Source organism: Streptomyces peucetius (assembly GCF_025854275.1).
Taxonomy (GTDB): Bacteria; Actinomycetota; Actinomycetes; order Streptomycetales; family Streptomycetaceae; genus Streptomyces; species Streptomyces peucetius_A.
This window is the reverse complement of record NZ_CP107567.1, coordinates 6133446-6157017: the sequence shown is the minus strand read 5'-3', so window position 1 is coordinate 6157017 and position 23572 is coordinate 6133446. Positions and strand designations below refer to the sequence as shown.

General features: G+C 72.3%; 24 protein-coding genes. 7 read left to right on the top strand and 17 right to left on the bottom strand.

The window, feature by feature from the left end; translation table 11 throughout:
• Positions 1-33: 33 nt before the first annotated feature.
• The 4 genes from OGH68_RS28020 to OGH68_RS28005 all read right to left on the bottom strand — a co-directional run bounded on the left by OGH68_RS28020 (position 34) and on the right by OGH68_RS28005 (position 2818).
• A complete protein-coding gene (locus tag OGH68_RS28020; protein ID WP_264247795.1) occupies positions 34-765 on the bottom strand; it encodes an ABC transporter ATP-binding protein in 732 nt (243 codons plus the stop codon).
• Positions 766-916: 151 nt separating this feature from the next.
• Entirely contained in the window at positions 917-1684 is a 768-nt protein-coding gene (locus OGH68_RS28015; RefSeq protein ID WP_264247794.1) for a DUF3710 domain-containing protein, read from the bottom strand.
• A 1-nt stretch (position 1685) separates the two neighbouring features.
• Complete coding sequence (dut, locus tag OGH68_RS28010) at positions 1686-2198, bottom strand: dUTP diphosphatase (protein WP_264247793.1); 513 nt, start codon at positions 2196-2198, stop codon at positions 1686-1688.
• Entirely contained in the window at positions 2198-2818 is a 621-nt protein-coding gene (locus OGH68_RS28005; protein WP_264247792.1) for a PaaI family thioesterase, read from the bottom strand. The genes dut and OGH68_RS28005 overlap by 1 nt, the downstream gene beginning before the upstream one ends.
• Before the next feature lie 58 nt (positions 2819-2876).
• Here OGH68_RS28005 and OGH68_RS28000 point away from each other — a divergent pair, with 58 nt between their 5' ends.
• Positions 2877-3335, top strand: a complete 459-nt coding sequence (locus tag OGH68_RS28000; protein WP_264247791.1) for a DUF3093 domain-containing protein — start codon at positions 2877-2879, stop codon at positions 3333-3335.
• A 42-nt stretch (positions 3336-3377) separates the two neighbouring features.
• Here OGH68_RS28000 and OGH68_RS27995 read toward each other — a convergent pair whose 3' ends face one another.
• From OGH68_RS27995 to OGH68_RS27980, 4 genes are all read right to left on the bottom strand, one after another.
• Positions 3378-4358 carry an EcsC family protein gene (locus OGH68_RS27995; protein WP_264247790.1) on the bottom strand — a complete coding sequence of 327 codons (981 nt, stop codon included), beginning with the start codon at positions 4356-4358 and terminating at the stop codon, positions 3378-3380.
• Positions 4359-4369: 11 nt separating this feature from the next.
• Positions 4370-4666 (bottom strand): DUF4193 domain-containing protein, encoded by a 297-nt coding sequence (locus OGH68_RS27990; RefSeq protein ID WP_005310959.1) that lies wholly within the window; start codon positions 4664-4666, stop codon positions 4370-4372.
• A gap of 381 nt (positions 4667-5047) precedes the next feature.
• The gene (locus OGH68_RS27985; protein ID WP_264247789.1) at positions 5048-6283 is read right to left on the bottom strand and encodes a sensor histidine kinase; all 1236 of its coding nucleotides are present in this window, start codon (positions 6281-6283) and stop codon (positions 5048-5050) included.
• 5 nt (positions 6284-6288) lie between these two features.
• Positions 6289-6942: a response regulator transcription factor gene (locus tag OGH68_RS27980; RefSeq protein WP_189474730.1), complete on the bottom strand. Its 654-nt coding sequence runs from the start codon at positions 6940-6942 to the stop codon at positions 6289-6291.
• 314 nt (positions 6943-7256) lie between these two features.
• Between OGH68_RS27980 and OGH68_RS27975 the strand changes: the two genes are divergently transcribed.
• A complete protein-coding gene (locus tag OGH68_RS27975; protein ID WP_189888452.1) occupies positions 7257-7424 on the top strand; it encodes a hypothetical protein in 168 nt (55 codons plus the stop codon).
• 241 nt (positions 7425-7665) lie between these two features.
• Here the strand turns inward: OGH68_RS27975 and OGH68_RS27970 are convergent, their stop codons facing one another.
• Positions 7666-8487 (bottom strand): inositol monophosphatase family protein, encoded by an 822-nt coding sequence (locus tag OGH68_RS27970; protein WP_264247788.1) that lies wholly within the window; start codon positions 8485-8487, stop codon positions 7666-7668.
• A gap of 11 nt (positions 8488-8498) precedes the next feature.
• Positions 8499-9626, bottom strand: coding sequence for a ferrochelatase (locus OGH68_RS27965; RefSeq protein WP_264247787.1), 1128 nt, complete (start codon positions 9624-9626; stop codon positions 8499-8501).
• 128 nt (positions 9627-9754) lie between these two features.
• On the opposite strand from OGH68_RS27965, the gene OGH68_RS27960 reads away from it, so the two are divergent.
• The 3 genes from OGH68_RS27960 (at position 9755) to sepH (ending at position 13801) form a co-directional block, all read left to right on the top strand.
• A complete protein-coding gene (locus OGH68_RS27960; protein ID WP_264247786.1) occupies positions 9755-11065 on the top strand; it encodes an MFS transporter in 1311 nt (436 codons plus the stop codon).
• Positions 10956-12284, top strand: a complete 1329-nt coding sequence (locus OGH68_RS27955; protein ID WP_413471040.1) for a D-arabinono-1,4-lactone oxidase — start codon at positions 10956-10958, stop codon at positions 12282-12284. Before OGH68_RS27960 ends, OGH68_RS27955 begins: the two co-directional genes overlap by 110 nt.
• Before the next feature lie 473 nt (positions 12285-12757).
• Positions 12758-13801 carry a septation protein SepH gene (sepH, locus tag OGH68_RS27950; protein ID WP_264247784.1) on the top strand — a complete coding sequence of 348 codons (1044 nt, stop codon included), beginning with the start codon at positions 12758-12760 and terminating at the stop codon, positions 13799-13801.
• 78 nt (positions 13802-13879) lie between these two features.
• Here sepH and OGH68_RS27945 read toward each other — a convergent pair whose 3' ends face one another.
• A complete protein-coding gene (locus tag OGH68_RS27945; protein ID WP_264247783.1) occupies positions 13880-14710 on the bottom strand; it encodes a sulfurtransferase in 831 nt (276 codons plus the stop codon).
• 239 nt (positions 14711-14949) lie between these two features.
• On the opposite strand from OGH68_RS27945, the gene OGH68_RS27940 reads away from it, so the two are divergent.
• Complete coding sequence (locus OGH68_RS27940; RefSeq protein ID WP_264247782.1) at positions 14950-15723, top strand: VOC family protein; 774 nt, start codon at positions 14950-14952, stop codon at positions 15721-15723.
• Here the strand turns inward: OGH68_RS27940 and OGH68_RS27935 are convergent.
• Genes OGH68_RS27935 through OGH68_RS27920 form a run of 4 tightly spaced genes read right to left on the bottom strand, consistent with a single transcriptional unit; the run spans position 15695 to position 21214 of the window.
• The gene (locus OGH68_RS27935) at positions 15695-16399 is read right to left on the bottom strand and encodes a thymidine kinase (protein WP_264247781.1); all 705 of its coding nucleotides are present in this window, start codon (positions 16397-16399) and stop codon (positions 15695-15697) included. The two genes, OGH68_RS27940 and OGH68_RS27935, sit on opposite strands and share 29 nt — an antisense overlap.
• 36 nt (positions 16400-16435) lie before the next feature.
• Positions 16436-17629: an alkaline phosphatase family protein gene (locus OGH68_RS27930; protein ID WP_264247780.1), complete on the bottom strand. Its 1194-nt coding sequence runs from the start codon at positions 17627-17629 to the stop codon at positions 16436-16438.
• Entirely contained in the window at positions 17629-18222 is a 594-nt protein-coding gene (locus OGH68_RS27925; protein ID WP_264247779.1) for a DUF5998 family protein, read from the bottom strand. Before OGH68_RS27925 ends, OGH68_RS27930 begins: the two co-directional genes overlap by 1 nt.
• 28 nt (positions 18223-18250) lie before the next feature.
• On the bottom strand, positions 18251-21214 hold the full coding sequence (locus OGH68_RS27920) for a bifunctional GNAT family N-acetyltransferase/acetate--CoA ligase family protein (protein WP_264247778.1): 2964 nt from the start codon (positions 21212-21214) through the stop codon (positions 18251-18253).
• A gap of 166 nt (positions 21215-21380) precedes the next feature.
• Here OGH68_RS27920 and OGH68_RS27915 point away from each other — a divergent pair, with 166 nt between their 5' ends.
• The gene (locus tag OGH68_RS27915; protein ID WP_005310999.1) at positions 21381-21662 is read left to right on the top strand and encodes an HPr family phosphocarrier protein; all 282 of its coding nucleotides are present in this window, start codon (positions 21381-21383) and stop codon (positions 21660-21662) included.
• A 236-nt stretch (positions 21663-21898) separates the two neighbouring features.
• On the opposite strand, the gene OGH68_RS27910 is transcribed toward OGH68_RS27915, so the two are convergent.
• Both OGH68_RS27910 and OGH68_RS27905 read right to left on the bottom strand, forming a co-directional pair.
• Positions 21899-22576, bottom strand: coding sequence for a GntR family transcriptional regulator (locus tag OGH68_RS27910; protein WP_264247777.1), 678 nt, complete (start codon positions 22574-22576; stop codon positions 21899-21901).
• Positions 22577-22788: 212 nt separating this feature from the next.
• Positions 22789-23571 (bottom strand): M23 family metallopeptidase, encoded by a 783-nt coding sequence (locus OGH68_RS27905; protein WP_264247775.1) that lies wholly within the window; start codon positions 23569-23571, stop codon positions 22789-22791.
• Between the last annotated feature and the right edge of the window lies 1 nt (position 23572).

Below are 23572 nucleotides of genomic sequence, written 5' to 3'. Positions count from 1 at the left end.
CGGGGCACGGCCGGCCGGCGGCCGACGGCGGGCTCACTGTTCGACGATCTCGCCGTCGCGCAGTTCCAGCACACGGTCCGCGAGGCCCAGGAGCTGCGGGTCGTGCGTGGCGACGAGAGCCGTGACGCCCTCGCTCCGGACGACCGCGCGCAGCAGCTCCATCACGGCCAGACCGGTCTCCGCGTCGAGCTGGCCGGTCGGCTCGTCCGCGATGAGCAACTTGGGGCGGTTGGCGAGGGCGCGGGCGATGGCGACGCGCTGCTGCTGGCCACCGGAGAGTTCGCCGGGGCGCTGTGCGGCGTGGTCGGCGAGGCCGACGAGGGCGAGCAGCAGCGCGACGCGCTCCTCCCGCTCTCGCGGGTCCGCCTTGCGCAGCCGCAGCGGTACGCCCACGTTCTCCGCGGCGCTCAGGATCGGGATCAGCCCGAAGGACTGGAAGATGAAACCGAGCCGGTCGCGCCGCAGTTCCAGGAGCCCGTCCTCGCCGAGTGCCGAGAGCTCCACGCCGTCGACGGTGATACGTCCCTCGTCCGGGGAGTCCAGGCCGCCGACGAGGTTGAGGAGTGTGGTCTTGCCGGAGCCGGAGCGGCCCTTCAGCGCCACGAGCTCGCCCCTCGGGATGTCGAAGGAGACGCCGCGCAGCGCGTGGACGGCCGCGGCGCCCGTGCCGTACGAGCGGTGCAGCTTCTCGACCCGCACCATGGGCCTGCCCGCCGGGTCGTCGGCGACGGCCGTGCCGGACTGCGCGCTGCTGTTCTCGCTCATCAGAGGTCCCCCCGCTGTGGATCGTGTCCGGCTCAGTATGTGCAGGGGCACGTGGACGGGCAACGGTCGTGCGCCGGAGCCGCGGAGACAGGCGGGCCGCGCTCCCGGCGGGAGCGCGGCCCATCGCGTCTGTCGTCCGGGGGACGGCGCCTCAGCGGACTTCGGTGATCTCCGGCCCGCGCTGGAGCTGGCCCATGCCTCCGGAGAAGCGGGAACCCTCCTGCTCCTCCTGCTGGACGCCCTCGGGCACCATCTGCGCGTCCTCGGGCAGCTTGAGGACGATCGGGTCGCGCGGGGCCATCGGACCGTCGCCGCGCACCACGACCGTGTCGCGGAAGATCTGCTCGAGCAGGCCGGCCGCCTGCGGCTGCACCGCACCCTGCCCGGAGATCACTCCGCGCAGGAACCAGCGCGGGCCGTCGACGCCGACGAAGCGCACCAGCTGCACACCGCCCGTGCCGTCGGGCAGCTGCACGGGCACCTGGGCCCGCAGCTCCCAGCCGAGCGGGCCCTCGACCTCGTCGATGATGCCGCCCTGCTGGGTGATACCGGAGGCGATCTCCTCACGGACCTCGCCCCAGATGCCCTCCTTCTTGGGCGCCGCGAAGGCCTGGAGCTGTACGGCGCTGTCGCGCAGCACCACGGTGGCCGCGACGATCGCGTCGCCGGCGACCTCGACACGGAGTTCCATGCCCTCGACCCCGGGCACGAAGATGCCGCCCAGGTCGACCCGGCCCTCGCCGGGCCGGGAGACCTCGGAGACGTCCCAGGGGCCGTCGGGCCGGGGCGCCGGCGGGAGGTTCACCCTGCGGGCTTCGCTCTCCTCGGCGTCCGTACCGAGCTCGTCGACCTGCTCGGCCTCGCCCGCTGCGTCCGCCGCGTCCTCGGCGGAACCACTCTTCTTGCGACGTCCGAACACGTCACTGTCCTTCCCGGTCGGATACGACCGAAGCGTATCGATTCCCACCCGTAGAGCCGTCCACGGCGGCATGACCGCCGGTGGACCCGAAGCCCCCCTCGGCCCGCGCCGAGCCGGGAAGCTCCGCAACCTCGTGGAAGCGCACCTTCTCGACCTGCTGGACGACCAGTTGGGCAATCCGGTCGAATTTCTCGAACCGCACGCTCTCGCGTGGATCGAGATTGACCACGATCACCTTGATTTCCCCACGGTACCCGGCATCAATCGTCCCTGGGGCATTCACGAGGGCGACTCCGCAGCGGGCCGCGAGCCCGGACCGGGGATGCACGAAGGCCGCATACCCGTCGGGCAGGGCGATCGAGACCCCGGTGGGCAGCACCGCACGCTCCCCCGGGGCGAGTTCCGCGGCCTCGCGGGTCACCAGATCGGCTCCCGCGTCGCCGGGGTGCCCGTACGCGGGCAGCGGCACTTCGGGGTCCACGCGGCGGATCAGCACATCGACGGGTTCACGCATCAGGGGTTCACCTCGAAGGCGCGGGCGCGCCTGACCTGGTCGGGGTCGGCCATCGCCGCCTGGATCTCCGCGGGGCGGCCGTTCTCGAGGAAGTGGTCGACCTTGACCTCGATGAACAGGGCCGCCGCCCGCACGGCCACCGGACCGTCGGGCCCGCCGATCCGGCCGGTGGCGGTCGAGTAGATCTTGCGTCCGGAGACCGCGGTGACCTCGGCGTCGAGGTGCAGCACGGTGTCCACGGGGACGGGCCGTACGAAATCGGTCTCGAGCCTGCCGGTGACGGCGATGACGCGCAGCAGCCAGTTCAGCGAGCCGAGCGTCTCGTCCAGGGCGGTGGCGAGGACGCCGCCGTGCGCGAGGCCGGGGGCGCCCTGGTGCGCGGCCTTGACGGTGAACTCGGCCGTGACGCGTACGCCCTCCTCCGCCCGTGCCGCGAGGTGCAGGCCGTGCGGCTGCTCCCCTCCGCATCCGAAGCAGTGCCCGTAGTGCGCGCCGAGGAGTTCACCCGGGGCGGGCGCGTCGGAGTGCCGCACGGGCGCCGTGGCGTCGGCCGGCGGGGTCAGCGCCGAAGAACCGGCGGGGGGTCCGGGGGTCGCCTCCCGGGAGTTCGCGTTTCTCACAGGCGCAGACCTTACCCGCGCGGCTACCCGCCGGTCGCACCGTGCCAAGCTTGGATTCATGCAGCCTTCCGCCCCGCAGTACGCAGAACGTCTGACCGCGCCCCGCTCGTGGTGGGCCATCACCGCTCTTGTCGCCCTCTCCGGCGGTCTGATCATGCTGCCGCTGGGCGTCCTGCCGATGCTCGGCGGGGTGATCTTCGCGGGCGCGCTGGCGTCGGCGCTGGTCAGTTCCTACGGGTCGGCCCGCATCCGGGTGGTGGCCGGGTCGCTGGTCGCGGGGGACGCGCGGATCCCGGTCTCGGCGCTCGGCGAGGCCGAGGTGCTGGACGCGGAGCAGGCGCGGGCCTGGCGCTTCCACAAGGCCGATCCCCGGGCGTTCATGCTGCTGCGCAGCTACGTTCCGACCGCCGTACGGATCGAGGTCAGCGATCCCGACGATCCGACGCCGTACGTCTATCTGTCGACGAGGGACCCCGAGGCCCTGGCCGCGGCGCTGACGGCAGTACGCGCCGCCTGAGTCCCCGGACGGCACGGCCGGGGTCTTCTCCCGCAGGCTTGGTCAGGAGTCGTGCCCCGGGAGCTCACGGGGCCCCAGCGGGTGCTCGGGCTGCTCCAGCGGGGGCAGTGCGGGAAGTGCGTCCCAGGGGACCTGCCTGCGCCGCAGATCGTCGCGGATCCGCGCCGCGAGCTTCCTGGTGTCACGGCGGTTCATCACGGCGCCGACGGCCGCGCCGACCATGAACGGCAGCAGGTTCGGAAGGTTGCGCACCGAGCGCTTCATGATCTGCTGCCGCAACTGGCGCCTGAGCTGGCCGCTCATCGACGCGGTGAGCGTCGAGGGCCTGACGAACTCGATGCCCCGCTCCTGCGACCAGGCGTTCAGATAGGCGGTGCTGCGGTCCTTGAGGCCGCCGGGCGGCCGCACCCCGTAGACCTCGTGGAGTTCGGCGACGAGCTTCAGCTCGATCGCCGCCACGCCGATGATCTCCGCCGCGAGCTCGGTCGGCATCGCCGGCGGTACGGGCATCATCGCGGCGGCGCCGACCCCGGCACCGACTGTGGAGCTGGCGTTCGCCGCACCCGCGACCAGCTTGTCGGCAAGCTGCTCGGGGGTCAGGCCGGGAAACTGCCGACGCAGCTTCTGCAGGTCGCGCACCGGGACGCGGGGCGCGTTGTCGATCAGGACGTCGGCGAGCTGCCCCAGCGCGGCCCTGGCCCTCTCTCTGCTCTTCACGAGCCTCGTACGGGCGCCGCGCCCGCTTCTGGTGAGGCCGGTCATGGCGCTTCCGCCGCTCTTGGCGACGCCCTTCCTGACAGTGGCCAGGCGTCGGGCCCTGGTCGGGGACCCGGCCTGGCCGGCTGTCTCGAGCGGGGCCGGCAGGCCTCGCCCCCCACGCTCGACGGCGTCGTGCGGCAGTGGAGCGGTCCGGTCCTCGGCGGACGCCGTGGCGTCCGGCGCGGGGCCCGTACCGCCCTGGTGCGCCTCCGGCGGTTTCTTGCGCCGGAAGCGCCGCTTCCCGGACGGTGTCCCGCCTGCCACGGACCGACTCCTCAGTCGCAGTCGCGGCAGATGGGCTGACCGTTCTTCTCGCGCGCCAGCTGGCTGCGGTGATGCACGAGGAAGCAGCTCATGCAGGTGAACTCGTCGGCCTGCTTGGGCAGGACCCGTACCGCGAGCTCCTCGTTGGACAGGTCGGCTCCGGGGAGCTCCATGCCCTCTGCAGCCTCGAACTCGTCGACGTCGACGGTCGAGGTCGACTTGTCGTTCCGCCGGGCCTTCAGTTCTTCAAGGCTGTCCGAATCGACGTCGTCGTCGGTCTTGCGTGGGGTGTCGTAGTCCGTTGCCATGTCGCTCTCCCCCTCTGGGTAAGTTGCGGTGTCTCAGCGCACGTAACGCGTGAGAGGCCGGACTTGTGCCCGACCTGAGGCGGAGATTTTGCCTCACATCAAGGTCTGTTACTCAATCGACACCCAACCGGACCCTCTGCGAGTGATCGGGTTGGATGGCGATGGGGACCGTACACGGTCCGAGAACGGGGTTCACGACCGCCACCCCGTGTACTTCCCGTGATGACACCCCAAGGAAACCCGGGGTCTTCCCGGCTTTCCGCCGAATTGTCCATCACGGAGCGTAGGTGCGCCCCATGCGAACCATGTGACCGATCGCACATGAATCCGATGGAGGCTGTTTCCGAAAATTCCGCTTAAAGCGAACATCGATACAGTCGCTCATACCGGAAGAGTGACGCGCATCACCAGTCCGCCGCCTTCCCGGGGCACCGCCGAAATACGGCCGCCGTGCGCCCGGGCCACGGAACGGGCGATGGAGAGCCCCAGGCCGACGCCCTTGTCGCTGCCCGTGCGCTCCTGCCGGAGCCGCCTGAACGGCTCGAAGAGGTTGTCGATCTCGTAGGCCGGGACGACGGGCCCCGTGTTCGAGACCAGCAGGACGGCCTGACCGTGCTCGACCGACGTGGTCACCTCCACCCAGCCCTGCTCGGGGACGTTGTACCGAACCGCGTTCTGCACCAGATTCAGGGCGATCCGCTCGAGCAGGACCCCGTTGCCCTGCACGACGGCGGGCTCGCGCCGGCCCCGCACCTCCACGCCGTTCGCCTCGGCCTCCGCGCGCGCCTGGTCGATGGCGCGCGACGCCACCTCCGCCAGGTCCACGGGTTTGCGCTCGACGATCCGGTTGTCGCTGCGGGCGAGGAGCAGCAGCCCCTCCACGAGCTGCTCGCTCCGTTCGTTGGTGGCCAGCAGCGTCTTGCCCAGCTGACGGAGCTCCACCGGGGCTCCGGGGTCGGAGAGGTGGACCTCCAGCAGCGTGCGGTTGATCGCCAGCGGTGTACGCAGCTCGTGGGAGGCGTTCGCCACGAACCGCTGCTGGGCCGTGAAGGCCCGCTCCAGGCGGTCCAGCATCTCGTCGAAGGTGTCGGCGAGCTCCTTGAGCTCGTCGTCCGGGCCGTCCAGCTCGATCCGGCGCGACAGGTCGGAGCCGGCGACCTGGCGCGCGGTCCGGGTGATCCGGCCGAGCGGCGACAGGACCCGGCCGGCCATCGCGTAGCCGAAGGCGAAGGCGATGATGCTCAGACCCAGCAGGGCGAACAGCGACCGGCGCAGCAGGTCGTCCAGCGCCAGTTCACGCTGATGTGCCAGGCAGGTGGAGACGGCCTGGTTGAACTGCTCGCCCGAGCCCTCCTCGGGGAGCGTGCACCAGTCCGTGGTGGGCTGGACCTTGCCCTCGACGATCTTGAAGGGCAGCTCGGTGACGCCGACGTTCAGCGCCTGAGCGGTGAAGAGGTAGATGATCGACAGCAGCAGGATGCCCGCGATCAGGAACATCCCGCCGTACAGCAGGGTGAGCCGTATCCGGATGGTCGGACGAAGCCATGGGCGGACGGGCTCGCGGGGGTCCCAGTGGGGTTTCGGAGGCGCCTCAGGGGGCGCGGGGACAGTGGCCACCGCGATCAGATCCGGTAGCCGGAGCCCGGCACCGTGACGATCACGGGCGGTTCACCGAGCTTGCGGCGCAGCGTCATCACGGTCACCCGCACCACGTTCGTGAACGGGTCCGTGTTCTCGTCCCACGCCTTCTCCAGCAGCTGCTCGGCCGAGACGACCGCGCCCTCGCTGCGCATCAGCACCTCCAGGACCGCGAACTCCTTGGGCGCGAGCTGGATCTCCTTGCCGTCCCTGAAGACCTCACGGCGGTTCGGGTCGAGCTTGATGCCCGCGCGCTCCAGTACGGGCGGCAGCGGCACCGTCGTACGGCGCCCCAGGGCACGCACCCGGGCGGTGAGCTCGGTGAACGCGAACGGCTTGGGCAGATAGTCGTCGGCGCCGAGCTCCAGGCCCTCCACGCGGTCGCTGACGTCCCCCGAGGCCGTCAGCATCAGTACCCGGGTGGGCATGCCCAGCTCGACGATCCGGCGGCAGACGTCGTCCCCGTGGACCAGGGGAAGGTCGCGGTCGAGCACCACCACGTCGTAGTCGTTGACCCCGATGCGCTCAAGGGCGGCGGCGCCGTCGTACACGACGTCGACCGCCATGGCCTCCCGGCGCAGTCCGGTGGCCACCGCATCGGCGAGCAGTTGCTCGTCCTCGACGACGAGTACGCGCACGTCGCTTTTCCTCTCCTCGGAGCCCTGATCGGGTGACAGGACGGGTCTGCGCACTGACTGTGCGGATCCATCCTGCCCGTTACGCGCGTAAACCGGCGGTAAGTCGAACCCGCCCCGGACCGGACCGGGAATCGGTGCCCCGGAAATAAGAAGGATTGGCGGGACAGTTGAGGTTTCCGTCCGGGAACGTCGGGGGAGGACGACTGCACACCCCGATCACGCCCTGTATGTGGCGCACCACGACCTGTTCCAGGGTTGATCAACCCACCGTCGGCACACCCCCGTGCCACCGACCCACGACGAGGGGGCGCACCATGGACGCTTTCACCGCCGGACTGCTGCAGCGCATAAAGGCCGCCGAGACCGACCTCACGATCGCCCGGGAGACGGGCGACGACTTCCTCGCGGACGTCGAGCAGGCGGAACTGGACGATCTCCACCGTCTGGCCGCCGAGCACGGGGTGAATCTCACGGCAGCGTGACGCTGGGGCGCACCTTGCGCGCCCCTGAGGCCCGGCCCCGCACCCGCGGCGCCGGGCCTCTCGCTGTCCCCCGGATGTTCCCGGGGGCTCCGCTCCCGTGCCCCGCGCGCCTCGAACGCCGGCCGGGCTGATTTCGCGCGGCGGAATCCAGCCCGGCCGGGGGCACCTCCCACGGCCGCCAGGCCGTAGGGGGAGTTCGAGGCCACCGCCCGGAGGCGCGGCGGGCGACCGTCACCCGCCGTCAGTCATGCCACGCCCCCAGCTCCTCCAGCAGCCCCTGGAGCGGCTCGAAGACCCCCGGCGTCGCCGCGACGGTCAGGTCGCCGGACGGGGGCTGCCCGGGGCGGCCCCCGGTCAGCGCGCCCGCCTCGCGGGCGATCAGGTCGCCCGCCGCCAGGTCCCACGGGCTGAGGCCGCGCTCGTAGTAGCCGTCGAGGCGCCCGGCCGCGACGTCCGACAGGTCGATCGCGGCGGAGCCGCTGCGCCGGATGTCCCGGAGCCGCGGGATCAGCCGCTGCGCGACGTCCGCCTGGTGCGTGCGCACGGTGTGGACGTAGTTGAAGCCGGTGGAGACGAGTGCCTGCTCCAGCGGGGGCGCCGGCCGGCACCGTACCGGCCGGTCGTTCAGGAACGTCCCACCGCCCCGTACCGCGCGGAACGTCTCCAGCCGCATGGGGGCCTCGACCACACCCACCACGGTCTCGCCGTCGAGCTCCGCGGCGATCGAGACCGCCCAGGTGGGCAGGCCGTACAGGTAGTTGACCGTGCCGTCGAGGGGGTCGATGACCCAGCGCACGCCGCTGGTGCCGACCGTGGCCGCGCCCTCCTCGCCGAGGAAGCCGTCGTCCGGGCGGTGCTCGGTGAGGAAGCCGGTGATCAGCTTCTCGGCCGCGATGTCCATCTCGGTCACGACGTCGATGGGGCTGGACTTGGTCCGCGCGACGCCCAGGTCGTCCGGCCGGCCGTCCCTCAGCAGCGCGCCGGCCCTGCGGGCGGCCTCCAGGGCGAGGGTCAGCAGTTCGTCGGCCAATTGTTCGTTCGCGGGAGGAACGGGGTCGGTCACAGGGGTCTCCTTCACGCGTAGGGGCTGTCGGCGCCGGCCGCCGCGGGCTTCGGCGCACGGGCCGGGCAGCACCCGACGGGGCAGAGGTCGTGGCTCGCGCCGAGGGCGCCGAGAGCGCAGCGCTCCGCCGGGACGCCCCGCTCGGTCGCGGCCCGCTCCAGGAGGAGGTCGCGCACCGTGTCGGCGAACCGCGGATCGGCACCCACCGTGGCGGACCGGCGTACCGGCAGGCCCAGTTCGGCGGCCTTGGCGGTCGCCTCCGTGTCGAGGTCGTACAGGACCTCCATGTGGTCGGAGACGAAGCCGATGGGGACCATGACCACCGCGGGCGCCCCGGAGCCGTGCAGCGCCTCCAGGTGGTCGCAGATGTCCGGCTCCAGCCAGGGGATGTGCGGGGCACCACTGCGGGACTGGTAGACGAGCTCCCACGGATGCTCGACGCCGGTTTCCTCGGCGACGGCGTCGGCGATCACGCGGGCCACGTCGAGGTGCTGGCGTACGTACGCGCCGCCGTCTCCGTGTTCGCCGACCGGGCCGGAGGAGTCCGCGGCGGACGTCGGGATGGAGTGCGTCGTGAAGGCGAGGTGCGCGCCGGTCCGGACGTCTTCCGGAAGGTCGGCGAGCGAGGCGAGAACGCCGTCGATCATGGGGCGTACGAACCCGGGGTGGTTGAAGTAGTGCCGCAGCTTGTCGACGCGCGGCAGCTCCCGCCCCTCCCCCTCCAGGGTGGCGAGGGCGTCGGCGAGGTTCTCCCGGTACTGGCGGCAGCCCGAGTACGAGGCGTAGGCGCTGGTGGCGAGGACGGCGATGCGCCGGTGGCCGGCGTCGGTCATCTCCCGCAGCGTGTCCGTGAGGTACGGCGCCCAGTTGCGGTTGCCCCAGTACACCGGGAGGTCCAGGCCGTGCTCGGTGAAGTCCTTGCGCAGGGCGTCCAGCAGGGCCCGGTTCTGTTCGTTGATGGGGCTGACGCCGCCGAAGAGGAAGTAGTGCTGCCCCACTTCCTTCAGCCGTTCCTTGGGGATGCCGCGGCCACGGGTCACGTTCTCCAGGAACGGGACCACGTCGTCCGGGCCTTCGGGGCCGCCGAAGGAGAGCAGCAGGAGTGCGTCGTAGGGAGCTGGATCGCGCAGATCGGACATGCGTCGATCCTGCCACCCGCCTGTGACAGCGGAAAAACGCGGTGCGCCGGCGGTCCCCCCGCCCGTAATCTGTGAAGGCTGTCCATACGCCTTACCCGATCCTTGCCGGAGCCCGACCGGAGCCCCCTTTGCCCAGTCCGTACCGCGCGATCTTCGCCACCCCCGGCGCCCTCGGGTTCTCCGCCGCCGGATTCCTCGGCCGGATGCCGCTGTCCATGATGGGCATCGGCATCATGACCATGATCTCGGAGCTCACCGGCCGGTACGGTCTGGCCGGCTCGCTGACCGCGACCCTCGCACTGTCGGCGGCCGTGCTGGGCCCGCAGATCTCCCGTCTCGTCGATCGCCACGGCCAGCGCAAGGTGCTGCGTCCCGCCACCCTGATCGCCCTGGCGGCGGTCACCGGGCTGCTGGTCTGCACGCGGCAGGGCGCCCCGGACTGGACGCTGTTCGCGTTCACGGCCGCCGCCGGCTGCGTGCCGAGCGTCGGGGCGATGACACGGGCGCGCTGGGCCTGCCTGCTGCGGGGGTCACCGCGCGAACTGCACACCGCCTACTCGGTCGAGTCGATCATCGACGAGGTGTGCTTCATCTTCGGTCCGATCGTCTCCATCGGGCTGTCGACGCTCTGGTTCCCGCAGGCCGGTCCACTGCTGGCCGCCGGGTTCCTGCTGGTCGGGGTCTGGTGGCTGACCGCGCAGCGTGCGACGGAGCCGGAGCCGCATCCCGTGGAGCAGCACAGCGGCGGCAGCGCACTGCGCTCCCCCGGTCTCCAGGTGCTGGTCGCCGCGTTCGTCGCCACCGGGGTGATCTTCGGCGCGGTCGACGTGGTGACGGTGGCGTTCGCGGAGGAGAGCGGCCACAAGGCCGCGGCGAGCTGGGTGCTCGCGGTGTACGCCCTCGGCTCCTGCCTCGCCGGCGCCGTCTTCGGTCTGCTGCACCTGAAGGGCGATCCGGCCCGCAGGTGGGTGCTGGGCGTCTGCGCGATGGCCGTGAGTATGATCCCCCTCCAACTGGCCGGGAGCCTGCCGTTCCTGGCCGTGGCGCTCTTTGTCGCGGGCCTTGCCATCGCGCCGACGATGGTGACGACCATGGCCCTCGTCGAGGCGCACGTACCGCGCAGCAAGCTGACCGAGGGCATGTCCTGGACCAGTACGGGGCTGGCGGTCGGTGTCGCACTGGGTTCCTCGGCCGCCGGCTGGGTGGTCGACGCACAGGGCGCCGCTGCGGGGTACGCGGTGCCCGGCGTGGCGGGGGTGTTCGCGGCCGTGGTGGCGTTCCTTGGGTACCGCCGGCTGCGCAGGCCGGTGCCGACGCGGGAGGGGCAGCGTGAGCAGCGTGATCAGGACCCGAAGGGGCGAGAGCAGCCCGTGGCGCAACTGGGCGGGGACGGTCGCCTCGAGGCCGGCGAGGGAGACGCGCCCCGCGTCCGTGCGTGAGGTGGCGGAAGCGGTACGCGAGGCGGTCGCGGACGGCCTGCGGGTGAAGACCGTCGGCACGGGCCACTCGTTCACCGCGATAGCGGCCACCGACGGGCTGCTGGTACGGCCCGATCTGCTGACCGGCATCCGGCGGATCGACCGCTCGGAGATGACCGTCACCGTGGAATCGGGCACCCCGCTCAAGCGGTTGAACACGGCGCTCGCCCGTGAGGGGCTGTCCCTCACCAACATGGGCGACATCATGGAGCAGACCGTCGCGGGCGCGACGTCGACCGGCACGCACGGCACGGGGCGCGATTCCGCCTCGATCGCCGCCCAGATCAAGGGCCTTGAGCTGGTGACGGCGGACGGCCGCGTCATCACCTGCTCCCAGAAGGAGAATCCGGAGATCTTCGCGGCCGCCCGGATCGGTCTGGGCGCCCTGGGGATCGTCACGGCGATCACGTTCGCCGTGGAGCCGCTCTTCCTGCTGACCGCACGGGAGGAGCCGATGTCCTTCGACCGGGTGACTGCCGATTTCGACGCCCTGCACGCCGAGAACGAGCACTTCGAGTTCTACTGGTTCCCGCACACCGGCAACTGCAACACCAAGCGCAACAACCGCAGTTCCGGTCCCGCGTCCCCGCCCGGCAGGGTCGGCGGATGGATCGAGGACGAGCTGCTGTCCAACGGGGCGTTCCAGCTCGCCTGTTCATTCGGCCGCGCGGTGCCTTCCGCCGTTCCCGCGATCGCGCGGGTCTCCAGCCGCGCGCTGTCCGCCCGCACCTACACGGACATTCCCTACAAGGTCTTCACGTCTCCGCGCCGGGTGCGGTTCGTGGAGATGGAGTACGCGCTGCCCAGGCAGGCCGCGGTCACGGCACTGCGCGAGGTCAGGGCGATGGTCGAACGCTCACCACTGCGGGTGAGTTTTCCGGTGGAGGTGCGTACGGCTCCCGCGGACGACATCGCGCTGTCGGCGGCCTCGGGCCGGGACACCGCGTACATCGCCGTGCACATGTACCGGGGCACGCCCTACCGTTCATACTTCACCGCCGTGGAGCGGATCATGACGGCGCTCGGCGGGCGTCCGCACTGGGGCAAGATCCACACGCGGGACGCGGAGTACTTCGCCAAGGTGTATCCGCGGTTCGCCGAGTTCACGGCGCTGCGCGACCGGCTCGATCCGGACCGGGTCTTCCAGAACGCGTATCTGCGGCGGGTGCTGGGCGATTGAGGGGACTGTGCGGCTGACCGGCGCCGTCACGCGCCCCGCCGGGCCCGCCAATCGCTCCATTTGTGACGTTTCGGTGAAGCGCCGGACCCCGCCACCCCCCGTTCGGGCACGCAACTACCGCCCCGCCGCGGAACTTCAGCGGCGCGGCGGTCCACCCCGATGGCCCGAATGGAGTACTGTGGCGAGCTCTGGGACCGGCCTCCCTCGTGGTGTCCGGACCCCAGGTTGGGGGCCGAAAACGGCGCTCGATCCGGCGGCGCCGCGGTGAAGCACGGAGATCTATTGCTCAGAGTGACCGATCAATCACACTGAGTGGCGAATGGATAACCGTGCCATAACGGCGATCCAGGGCAGGTGCCCGACACGCCGGGTATCTCGGCAAGGTTGTGGCAGGCTGCACCCGGGCAGGCCACACTCGACTAGCGGAAGCGGCGACGCAGGTGACGTCGGCAGGCACCACCCGGGAGGTCCCCATGCCCGAACTGCGTGTCGTGGCCGTCTCCAACGACGGCACACGACTGGTGCTCAAGGCTGCGGACAGCACGGAATACACGCTTCCGATCGATGAGCGGCTGCGTGCCGCCGTACGCAACGACCGCGCCCGCCTGGGTCAGATCGAGATCGAGGTGGAGAGCCATCTCCGCCCCCGTGACATCCAGGCGCGGATACGGGCCGGAGCCTCCGCCGAAGAGGTCGCCCAGCTCGCCGGCATCCCCGTCGAACGGGTGCGCCGCTTCGAGGGCCCGGTCCTCGCCGAGCGCGCCTTCATGGCGGAGCGCGCCCGCAAGACTCCTGTACGCCGCCCCGGGGAGAACACCGGCCCGCAGCTGGGCGAGGCCGTGCAGGAGCGGCTGCTGCTGCGCGGCGCCGAGAAAGACACCGTGCAGTGGGACTCGTGGCGCCGCGACGACGGCACCTGGGAGGTCCTGCTGGTCTACCGGGTCGCCGGCGAGCCGCACTCGGCGAGCTGGACCTACGACCCGCCGCGGCGGCTCGTCCAGGCCGTCGACGACGAGGCGCGGGCGCTGATCGGCGAGGCCGACGACACGATCACTCAGGAGCCGAGCTTCCCGTTCGTCCCCCGGATCGCACGACTGCCCAGGGACCGGCCGCTGGACCGCGCCCTCGACCGCCAGATCGAGCGTCCTGCCGCGCCGTCGGCCGACGGGGACGGCGACGACGAGCGGGACTCGCTGACCAGCCTGCTGGAGGCCGTGCCCAACTTCCGCGGCGACATGGTCGTACCGGAACGGCCCGTTCCCGTCGAGCCGCCCGCCGTCGAGCCCGGGCAGGAGCCGGAGGCCGAGGAGGAGCCGGTGGCTCCTGCCGCGTCCGCCGGCGCCGGGTCCGCGTACGCGGACGTGCTGATGCCGCGCTCCGTGGCCGGCCACCGTGACCGGCTGACCGGCACCACGGACCGGCAGGCCGAGGCGGACGGCGTCCGCCCCGGCCGCCGCGCCGCCGTACCGAGCTGGGACGAGATCGTCTTCGGCACCCGCCGTAAGAAACAGGAGTGAGAAACGTCCTGCAGGACTGAGAAACGTGCTCCGTGAGGGCCGGCCCCGTCCAGGGACCGGCCCTCACGCCGAGCCGGGTCAGCCCCTCCCGGGGCCCGTCGCGACGGGACGGTCCGGGTCGTGCGACCACTCGGACCAGGAGCCGGCGTACAGGGCGGGCCGGAAGCCCGCCAGCTCCAGGGCCACCGCCTGCTGGGCGGCCGAGACCCCGGAACCGCAGTAGACGCCCACGGTCGGGGTGTCCTCGCCCGCCCCGAGCCCGCGGAAACGGGCGGCCAGCACCTCGGGCGCGAGGAAGCGGCCCTGCGGGTCCAGGTTCTCCGTGGTCGGCGCCGAGACCGCGCCCGGAATGTGCCCGGCGACCGGGTCGATGGGCTCCACCTCGCCGCGGTACCGCTCACCCGCGCGGGCGTCGAGCAGCAGCCCGCCACGGGCCATGGCCGCCGCGTCGTCGGCGTCCAGCAGCGGCAGCGCACCCGGCTTCGGCTCGAACGTGCCCTCCTCCGGGGCCGGAACGGTGGTCTCGAGCGGCCCCGTCCACGCGGCGAGCCCGCCGTCCAGCACCCGTACGTCCTCGTGCCCCGCCCAGCGCAGCATCCACCAGGCGCGCGCCGCGCCCCAGCCCTTGTCCCCGTCGTACACGACCACGGGCCTGTCGGCCCGGACGCCCGCGCGGCGCATCGCGGCGCGGAAGACGGCGATGTCGGGCAACGGGTGGCGGCCGCCCGCCCCGGGCGGGCCGGCGAGTTCCGCCTCGAGATCGACGAAGACGGCGCCCGGAATGTGCCCGGCCTCGTACTCGGGACGGCCGTGGGGCCCGCCGAGCCGGTAGCGGACGTCCAGGAGGACCGGCGGGGTGGGACCGGCGAGTTCATGGGCGAGACCGGCCGCGGAGATGATCGGATTCATGAGGCCATCCTCGCGCACGGGCCCGGCGCACCGTAACGCCGCCGAAGCGGATGAGCCGCTTCAAAACGGGCATCCTCCGGCGGGAACCCGCCATATCCGGCGCGGCCCGGGCACACCGGGCCCAGGGTGATGACACCATCTGCTCGGGCGCACCGGCCTTCCGCCCGGCCTCAGCCGCGACCGACGACGCGCCCGGTCCCCCCGTACGGCCACCACGATGGTCCGAGGAGAGAGTGACGATGACCGAGGCGACTCGGCGCCCGCCCGGCACGCCGTGCTGGGTGAGCCTGATGGTGCACGGCCTGGACGCGACACAGGATTTCTACGCCGCGCTGTTCGACTGGGAGTTCTCCCCCGGACCCGCGCAGCTGGGGCCCTACGTCCGCGCGATGCTGGACGGCAAGGAGGTCGCAGGCATCGGCCGTCTCCCGGCCGACCGCCATCTGCCGGTGGCCTGGACCCCGTATCTGGCGAGCGACGACGCCGATGCGACCGCGGAGGCGATCCGCAGCTGCGGCGGCACGGTCGGTGTCGGGCCGCTCGACGCCGCCGACGCGGGGCGCCTGGTGATCGCGTCCGACCCGGCCGGCGCGGTCTTCGGCGTCTGGCAGGCGGCGGCGCACCTGGGCACCGCCGTGCACGGCACCCACGGCACGCCGGTCTGGAACGAGCTGCTGACCATGGAGACCTCGTCGGTCGGCAAGTTCTACCACTCGGTCTTCGGCTACGACACGGAGCCGGCCGACTCCCCCGGCCCCGACCTCCTCACCCTGCGACTCGACGGCCGTCCGGTCGCCTCTGTGCGTGGCATGGGTCAGGCGCTGCCGCGCGGCCGGGGGCCGCACTGGATGACGTACTTCGAGGTCGAGGACACCGACTCGGCGGCCCACCGGGTGGTGGAGCTGGGCGGGCACGTGATCAAGGCGCCCGGCCTGGGCCCCGGCGGCCGGGAGGCGACCGTCTGCGACCCGGAGGGCGCGGTCTTCACGATCGTACGGTCGGACGCCCGCTGACCCGGCCGGCGCCGAGGGCGGTCCCGGTGTCGGTCTCGACGGGCAGCACGTCCGGCGAGAGAGCGGCCGCCCTGGCGGAGGCCGCCGTCATCCGACGGCGGTGGTGACGCCGGCACAGGACCTCGTAACCAATCTCGTCCGGCGACTGGTTGACGTCCCCGACGACGACCTGGGCCCCCTCGACGACCATCACGCCGCCGACGGTGCGCGCGTTGTGCGTGGCGCGGGCGCCGCACCAGCACAGCGCCTCGACCTGCAGCACCTCGACACGGTCGGCGAGCTCGACCAGCCGCTGGGAGCCGGGGAAGAGCTTGGAGCGGAAGTCCGTGGTGATGCCGAAGGCGAACACGTCCAGCTCGAGGTCGTCGACGACACGGGCGAGCTGGTCGATCTGCTCGGGGGCGAGGAACTGCGCCTCGTCGGCGATGACATAGTCGCAGCGGCCGCCCCTGGAGAAGTGGTCGACGAGATGGGCGTAGAAGTCGAAGCCCTCCGCGGCCTCGACCGCGTCGGTCACCAGGCCCAGCCGGGAGGAGAGTTTGCCCTCCCCTGCCCGGTCGTCACGGGTGAAGATCATGCCCTGCAGGCCGCGGGCGGAGCGGTTGTGCTCGATCTGAAGAGCGAGGGTGCTCTTCCCGCAGTCCATCGTTCCGGAGAAGAACACCAGCTCGGGCATGGGAAGCAGAGACCTTTCGGGTCTGGGCTGAAGGGGTCAGGAACGTACTTCGAGGAGCGGCACGAGCTGCTCGGCAGGGGTCATGGAACCGTGCATGCCGACCATCGCGGACTCGTTCGGTTCGTCGACCGACGCGATGATCACCACGTCGTCGTGGGCCGCCGCGACGACATCGCCGATCCGCTCGTACACCCGGTCGTCGATCCGCGGGCCGAACCAGCCGGCGGCGATCGCCTCGTCACGGCTCGCCACCCAGAACTGCTCGCCCAGCACCTCGCGCCACACGGCGAGCACGTCGTTCGCCGCGCCGGGGACGGCGTAGACGTGGCGCGCCCTGCCCTCGCCGCCGAGCAGCGCGACGCCGGCCCGCAGCTCCCAGTCCTCGTCGAAGTCGATACGGGACTGCTCGTCGAAAGGAACGTCGACCATGCCGTGGTCGGCGGTGACGTACAGCGCGGCGCGCGGCGGGAGCTGGTCGGCGAGCCGCTCGACCAGGCGGTCGACGTACATCAGCTGACCGCGCCAGGCGTCGGAGTCGATACCGAAGCGGTGGCCCTTGCCGTCGACCTCGCTGTAGTACGTGTAGACGAGCGAGCGGTCACCGGCGGCGAGCTGCTCGGCGGCGAGGTCCACGCGCTCCTCGCCGCTCAGCCTGCCGTGGAACGTGCCGCCGCTGAGGGCGACCTTGGTGAGCGGCGTCTGCTCGAACGTGGGCGACGACACCTGCGCGGTGTGCACGCCCGCCCGGTCCGCGAGCTGGAAGACGGTCGGGTACGGCTGCCAGGTCTTCGGCGCGGTCCACGGCCTCCAGCGCAGCTGGTTCATCAGCTCGCCGGTCTCCGGGTTGCGCACCGTGTAGCCGGGCAGGCCGTGCGCGCCGGGCGGCAGGCCGGTGCCGACGGAGGCGAGCGAGGTGGCGGTCGTCGCGGGGAAACCGGCCGTGATCGGCATTCCCGTCCCGCCGCGTGAGGAGCCGAGGAGGGACGTCAGATACGGGGCCTCTTCGGGGTGCGACCTGATCTGCTCCCAGCCGAGGCCGTCGATGAGGAAGACGCAGTTGCGGTCGGCGGGGGTGAGCTCCGCGATCGACGCCGCGAGCCCCGGCACGCCCTGGCCGGCGGCGAGGGTCGGCAGCAGATCGGCGAGCGAGCCGCTGCCGTACTCGGGCACCGGCGCGGCGTGCACGTCCAGCGAGACCGGGTCGTCCGGCCACACAGCGGGCTGCGCCATCAGCGGGTGGCTGCCGTGGCTTCGGAGAGCGCCTGGGCGAAGACCAGGGTCTGGCGGACCGTGTCGGGGCCGTCACCGGCCTCGCTGACTCTGAGGCTCAGGTCGTCGGCCGTGGAGTTGCCGGTGTAGCCGTGGTCGGCGTCGCAGTTCGGGTCGCCGCAGGCGGCGGGCTCCAGGTCGAGACGCGAGACGGCGCCCCAGCCGATGGTCAGGACGACCTCGCGGGGCAGGGTGCCCGGGGTGTACGCCTCCGGGTTGGCGACGACCCGGCTGACCACGACGGACGAGATCCGGCCGAGCTTCACCGACTCGGTGGAGGTCGTGGCGTACGGCGTCGGGGAGCTGGAGTCGGCTGCCTGCTCGTCGGTGTGGCTGACGATGAACCGGTTCGCCGTCAGGACGAGGACCGTGACATGGCGGCGGACCTCGTTCGCGTCGAACGTGGTCTCCTGATGCACGAGGTACGACGCGATCGGCTCGCCGCCGACGGCGGCCTCCACCGCCTCTGCCACGAGTGCCGGGTAGTAGCCACTGCGCTCGATCGCCGCGCGCAGCCCCTGGGTCGTCGTACCGGTCTTCGCCATGCCGTCCATCCTACGGGCCCCTGAAGGCACCGGTTGCTCAGTAGCTGGGGAGCCTGCGGGGGCCGAGATCGGTGCGCGGCGGCGGTGGCGCGAGCCGTACGGACGCGTCCAGGACGGTGAGGCCGTGCTGGGCGACCACGACGGGCTCGAGGCTGACCCCGACCACCTCGGGGTGGTCGTCGACCAGCCGCGACACGCGCAGCAGCAGCTCCTCCAGCGCGGACGTGTCGACCGGCGCGGAGCCGCGCCAGCCGAACAGGAGCGGGGCCGTGCGGATGGTGCGGATCAGCTCGGCCGCGTCGCGGTCGGTGGCCGGGACCAGCCGGTGGGCGGTGTCGCCGAGCAGCTCGGACGCCGCGCCGGCCAGCCCGAACGAGAGCACGGCCCCCACGGCGGGATCGATCGCGGCACGCACGACGGTGTCCACGCCGCGCGGCGCCATGGCCTGGACCACGGGCTGCAGTTCGGCCGGCTTGCCGAGCAGTTCGGTCAGCTCGCGGTATGCCTGGCGGAGCTGGGTCTCGTCGGCCAGGTCGAGACGTACGCCGCCGAGATCGGCGCGGTGGCGCAGATGGGGAGCGGTCGTCTTGAGCGCGACCGGATAGCCGAGGCGCGCGGCCGCCTCCACGGCGGCGCCGGGGTCGGGCGCGGGGAGGGTGGGCCGCACGTGGACGCCGTAGCGCGCGAGGAGCGTGTGCGCGTCGGCGGCGCCCAGGGCGAAGCCCCTCCGGTCCTGCGCCGCCCTGAGCATCCGCTCGATGTGCGCGGCGGCCCCGGCCTCGTCGATGTCCTCGTACTCGGGCACCCGCCCCGGCTCTGCGGCCTGCCGCCGCCACTGCCCGTACTTCACGGCCTCGGCGAGCGCCCGCACCGCGCGCTCGGCGGCGGGGTACGCGGGGATGCGCCGCAGGTCGCGCGAGCCGGGCCAAGACCCGTCCGCCGCGGTGACCTGTTCGCCGGCCCCGTCGGAGCCGGGCGCGTCCTCCCCCACGGACCGGGCAGCGACGCTCCCGGCAGCGCCCGAGGTGGCGGCGGGCTCCGCCGCCGGGGGCGGCGGGGCGGCGTCCGGCGCGGGAGCGGTAGTGGGGCCGGCGGGGGCTCCGGTGGCGCGTTGCGCGGCGTTCCCCGACGGGGCGGGTGCCGTGCTGGAGGCCGCCGCGAGGGCGTCGGCGAGGGCGCCCATCTCGACGTGCACCACCGCCACCGGCTTCGCCGGGGCCGTGGCCGCCGCGGAGCGGAGTGCCTCGGCGAGGACCTCGCCGTCGCCGGATTCCGTGACGCCGTTCTCCCCCACCCACGGGATCGCCGTGATCACCACCGCGTCGCAGGTGTCGTCCACGAGCGCCTGTGCGAGCGCGGCGCGGAAGTCGGCGGGCGTGGCCGCCGTCGTGAGGTCGCGCGGCGGAAGCGGGCGCAGCCCTTCCGCGAGGCACGCGTCGTACGTGAGCAGCCCGAGGGACTCCGAGTTGCCGAGGATCGCGACCCGGGGTCCCCTCGGCAGCGGCTGCCCGGCCAGCATGAGTCCCACGTCGACGAGTTCGGTGACCGTGTCGACGCGGATCACGCCCGCCTGGCGCAGCAGTGCCCCGACGGTGGCGTCCGGGATGCGGGTGAAGGGCACGGCGTGGCCGGGCGGCGTGCTGCCGCTGTGCCGCGCGCCCTTGACGACCACGACCGGCTTGACCGCGGCCGTGCGCCGCGCGAGGCGGGTGAACTTGCGCGGGTTGCCGATCGACTCCAGGTACATCAGGACGACGTCGGTGTCCGGGTCCTCGTGCCAGTACTGCAGGAAGTCGTTGCCGGACACGTCCGCCCGGTTCCCGGACGAGATGAAGGAGGACACGCCCGCGCCGCGCCGGTGCAGTCCGGACAGCAGCGCGATACCGATCGCGCCGGACTGGGTGAACAGCCCGATCCGCCCGGCCGCCGGGGCCTCTGGCGCGAGGGAGGCGTTGAGGCGGACGGCGTCCGAGGTGCTGATGATCCCGAACGAGTTCGGCCCGATGATCCGCATCCCGTACGAGCGCGCCTGCCGTACCAGTTCGCGCTGCCGCTCCCGGCCGGCCGGCCCGCTCTCCGCGTACCCGGCGCTCAGTACGACCAGACCCTGGACGCCGTGCCGGCCGCAGTCGGTGACGACCTCTGGCACCCGTTCGGCGGGGACGGCGACGATCGCCAGGTCGACGGGCTCGCCGATGTCGCCGACCGAACGCACCGCGGTCACGCCGTCGATCTCGCTGCGCCCTGGCGGGAACGCGCGGTTCACCGCGTACACCCGGCCCGTGAAGCCCGCTCCCAGCAGGTTCCGCAGCGCCGTGCGGCCGACGCCGCCGGGCAGCCGGCCGGTTCCGACGACGGCCACGGAGCCAGGGGCGAGCAGCCGCTGGACCGAGCGGGCCTCGGCGCGCTGTTCGCGGCCGCGCTGCACGGCGACGGAGGCCTCCGTCGGTTCGAGGTCGAGGGTCAGATGGACGGACCCGTCCTCGAAGCTGCGCCGCTGGGTGTAACCGGCGTCCCGGAAGACTTTGATCATCTTGGAGTTGGCCGGCAGCACCTCCGCGGCGAACCGCCGGATGCCGCGCTCCCTGGCGACCGCCGCGATGTGTTCGAGCAGGGCGGACGCCACGCCGCGTCCCTGGTGGGCGTCCTGGACGAGGAAGGCGACCTCGGCCTCGTCGGCGGGGGCGCTCGCGGGCCGGCCCCGCGCGTCGATCCGGTCGTAGCGGACGGTGGCGATGAACTCGCCGCCAACCGTGACCGCGAGCCCGACCCGGTCCACGTAGTCGTGGTGGGTGAAGCGGTGGACGTCCTTGTCGGACAGCCGCGGGTAGGGGGCGAAGAAGCGGTAGTACTTCGACTCGTCGGAGACCTGCTCGTAGAAGCTGACCAGCCGGTCGGCGTCCTCGGTCGTGATGGGCCTGATCCGGGCGGTGCCGCCGTCGCGCAGCACCACGTCTGCTTCCCAGTGAGCCGGGTACGCGTGCTCCTGCGAGGTCTGCATGGTGAAAGCCTACGGCTCGGCCCAGCGGTCGCGGAGCCGGTTGCCGACGGGCAGGCTGAGGAGGCCGGAGGGGCGGTCTGCCGGCCCCCGCCGGAGGGGGCCGGGAGCACGCCGGAACACATGAGAGACTGGTCTAGACAACCGCTAAGACTTGAAGGGCATCACCATGGCTGAGCGCCGCGTCAATGTCGGCTGGGCCGAGGGCCTTCACGCCCGCCCCGCGTCCATCTTCGTCCGTGCCGCGACGGCTGCCGGCGTCCCTGTGACGATCGCCAAGGCCGACGGCAACCCGGTCAACGCCGCCTCCATGCTCGCCGTGCTCGGCCTGGGCGCGCAGGGCGGCGAGGAGATCGTCCTCGCTTCCGACGCGGACGGCGCCGAGGCCGCCCTGGACCGCCTGGCCAAGCTGGTGGCGGAGGGTCTCGACGAGCTTCCCGAGACCGTCTGAACCGTCTGAACCGTCTGAACCGTCTGAGCGCAGCGGGCCGCACGGCCCGCCCCTGTGCGCGACAGAACCGCGATGCCCCGGGCGGGAGCACCGCGGTTCTTCTTTTCCGGGATCACCATGAAATACGCAGGCGCGCCATAAACCGGTGCACGCCTTTCCGGCTGCCGCCGGGAAAGGGAAATCCAGGAAAGAAAGGAGGCCGATCACATCACGCCTCTTTTTGTACAGACCCTTTGTTAATTCCGGCCGCTCGCGGTGTTTACGGAATGTTGCGAAGTCCTCACCCGCACGGTGCGCCGCAACCGGTGCGCCCCGGCGGCACGCTCCGCGTGCAGTGCCGTCAGCGCCCGGGCCCGCCCGGCGTCACCGCGCGCCACGGCGTCGACGATCGCGCCGTGCTCGGCCCACGACTCGACCGGCGCGGCCGGGTGCTCGACCACGTACATCCAGGCGATCTTGTGCCGCAACTGGGTGAGCAGCGCGGTGAGTCCGGGGCTGCCGCAGGACTGGGCGAGCGTCTCGTGGAACCAGTTGCCGAGGGAGCGCAGGTCTTCGCCCTGCCCCCGCCGCGCCCTCTCCTGCCCCAGTCTGACCAGGCCGCGAAGCACCTTGAGATGCGCTTCGGTGCGGCGCTGTGCGGCGCGCGCCGCCCCCAGGGGCTCCAACAGCAGCCGGATCTCCAGGAGATCGGCGGCTTCCTGCTCCGTGGGTTCGGCGACGCAGGCGCCCGCGTGCCGCCGGGTGACGACGAACCCCTCCGACTCCAGGGTGCGCAGCGCCTCACGCACCGGGACCCGGGAGACCCCGTAGCGGCGGGCGAGCTGCTCCTCGGCGAGCCGGCTGCCGCGCTCGAAGACACCGGAGACGATGTCGTCACGGATCGCCGTGCATACCGAGTGCGCGGGAATACGCATGACCGAACCTCCGCCTTGATCCGAGCGAAACGCAACCGATTGACGCGCCTTCCCGTGACTCTATTGCAATGCGCGCCGTTTTCCGACGGCGCCCGTGAAACCACGGAAATCTCTTGGCCGGAGCGGCAATCACGGAATGGTGAAAACGGCACGGAACACGGCGAAGGCCCCCGGCGGAAGCCGGGGGCCTTCGAGCGGGCTGCGCATGACCGCTAGACGGCGACGCCGTGCGAGCGGAGGTAGGCGACCGGGTCGATGTCGGAGCCGTACTCGGCTGTGGTCCGCGCCTCGAAGTGCAGGTGCGGGCCGGTCGAGTTGCCGGTCGAGCCGGAGAGGCCGATCTGCTGGCCCGGGGTGACCTGCTGGCCGACGAAGACGCCGATGGACGACAGGTGGCCGTACTGGGTGTAGGTGCCGTCGTTCATCCGGATCACGATGTTGTTGCCGTACGCGCCGCCCCAGCCCGCCTCGACGACGGTGCCGGAGCCCACCGCCACGACGGAACTGCCGGACGCGGCACGGAAGTCGACGCCGGAGTGCGAGCCGGAGGACCACAGGGCGCCACCGGCGCGGTAGCCGGTGGTCACGTAGGAGCCGGCGACGGGGAGCCGGAAGGAATTCAGCCGCTTGCGCTCGGCCTCACGGGCGGCGCGCTCCTCGGCCTCGCGGGCCGCCTCGGCGCGAGCCTCGGCCCTGCGCTTGGCCTCCGCCGCGGCCTTCGCCCGCGCACGGGCCTTGGCGGCGGCCTCCTCGGCCTCCTTCTTCTGGGCGGCGGCCTGGGCGGCTATCTCGTCGGCGAGCGAGTCCATGGTGACGATCTGCGTGAGGCCGGTGTCCTCGGCGGAGGGGGCGTCGGCGTCGGCGGCGAGTGCCGGGGAGGCGAAGCTTCCGACGACGCCGGTGGTGGCGAGTGCGGCGACGCCGGCCAGGTTCGCGCTCCTGCGCGTCAGGCGGCTCGGGGCACGATGCTTCCCGGTGGCACGGGTGAACGCCATG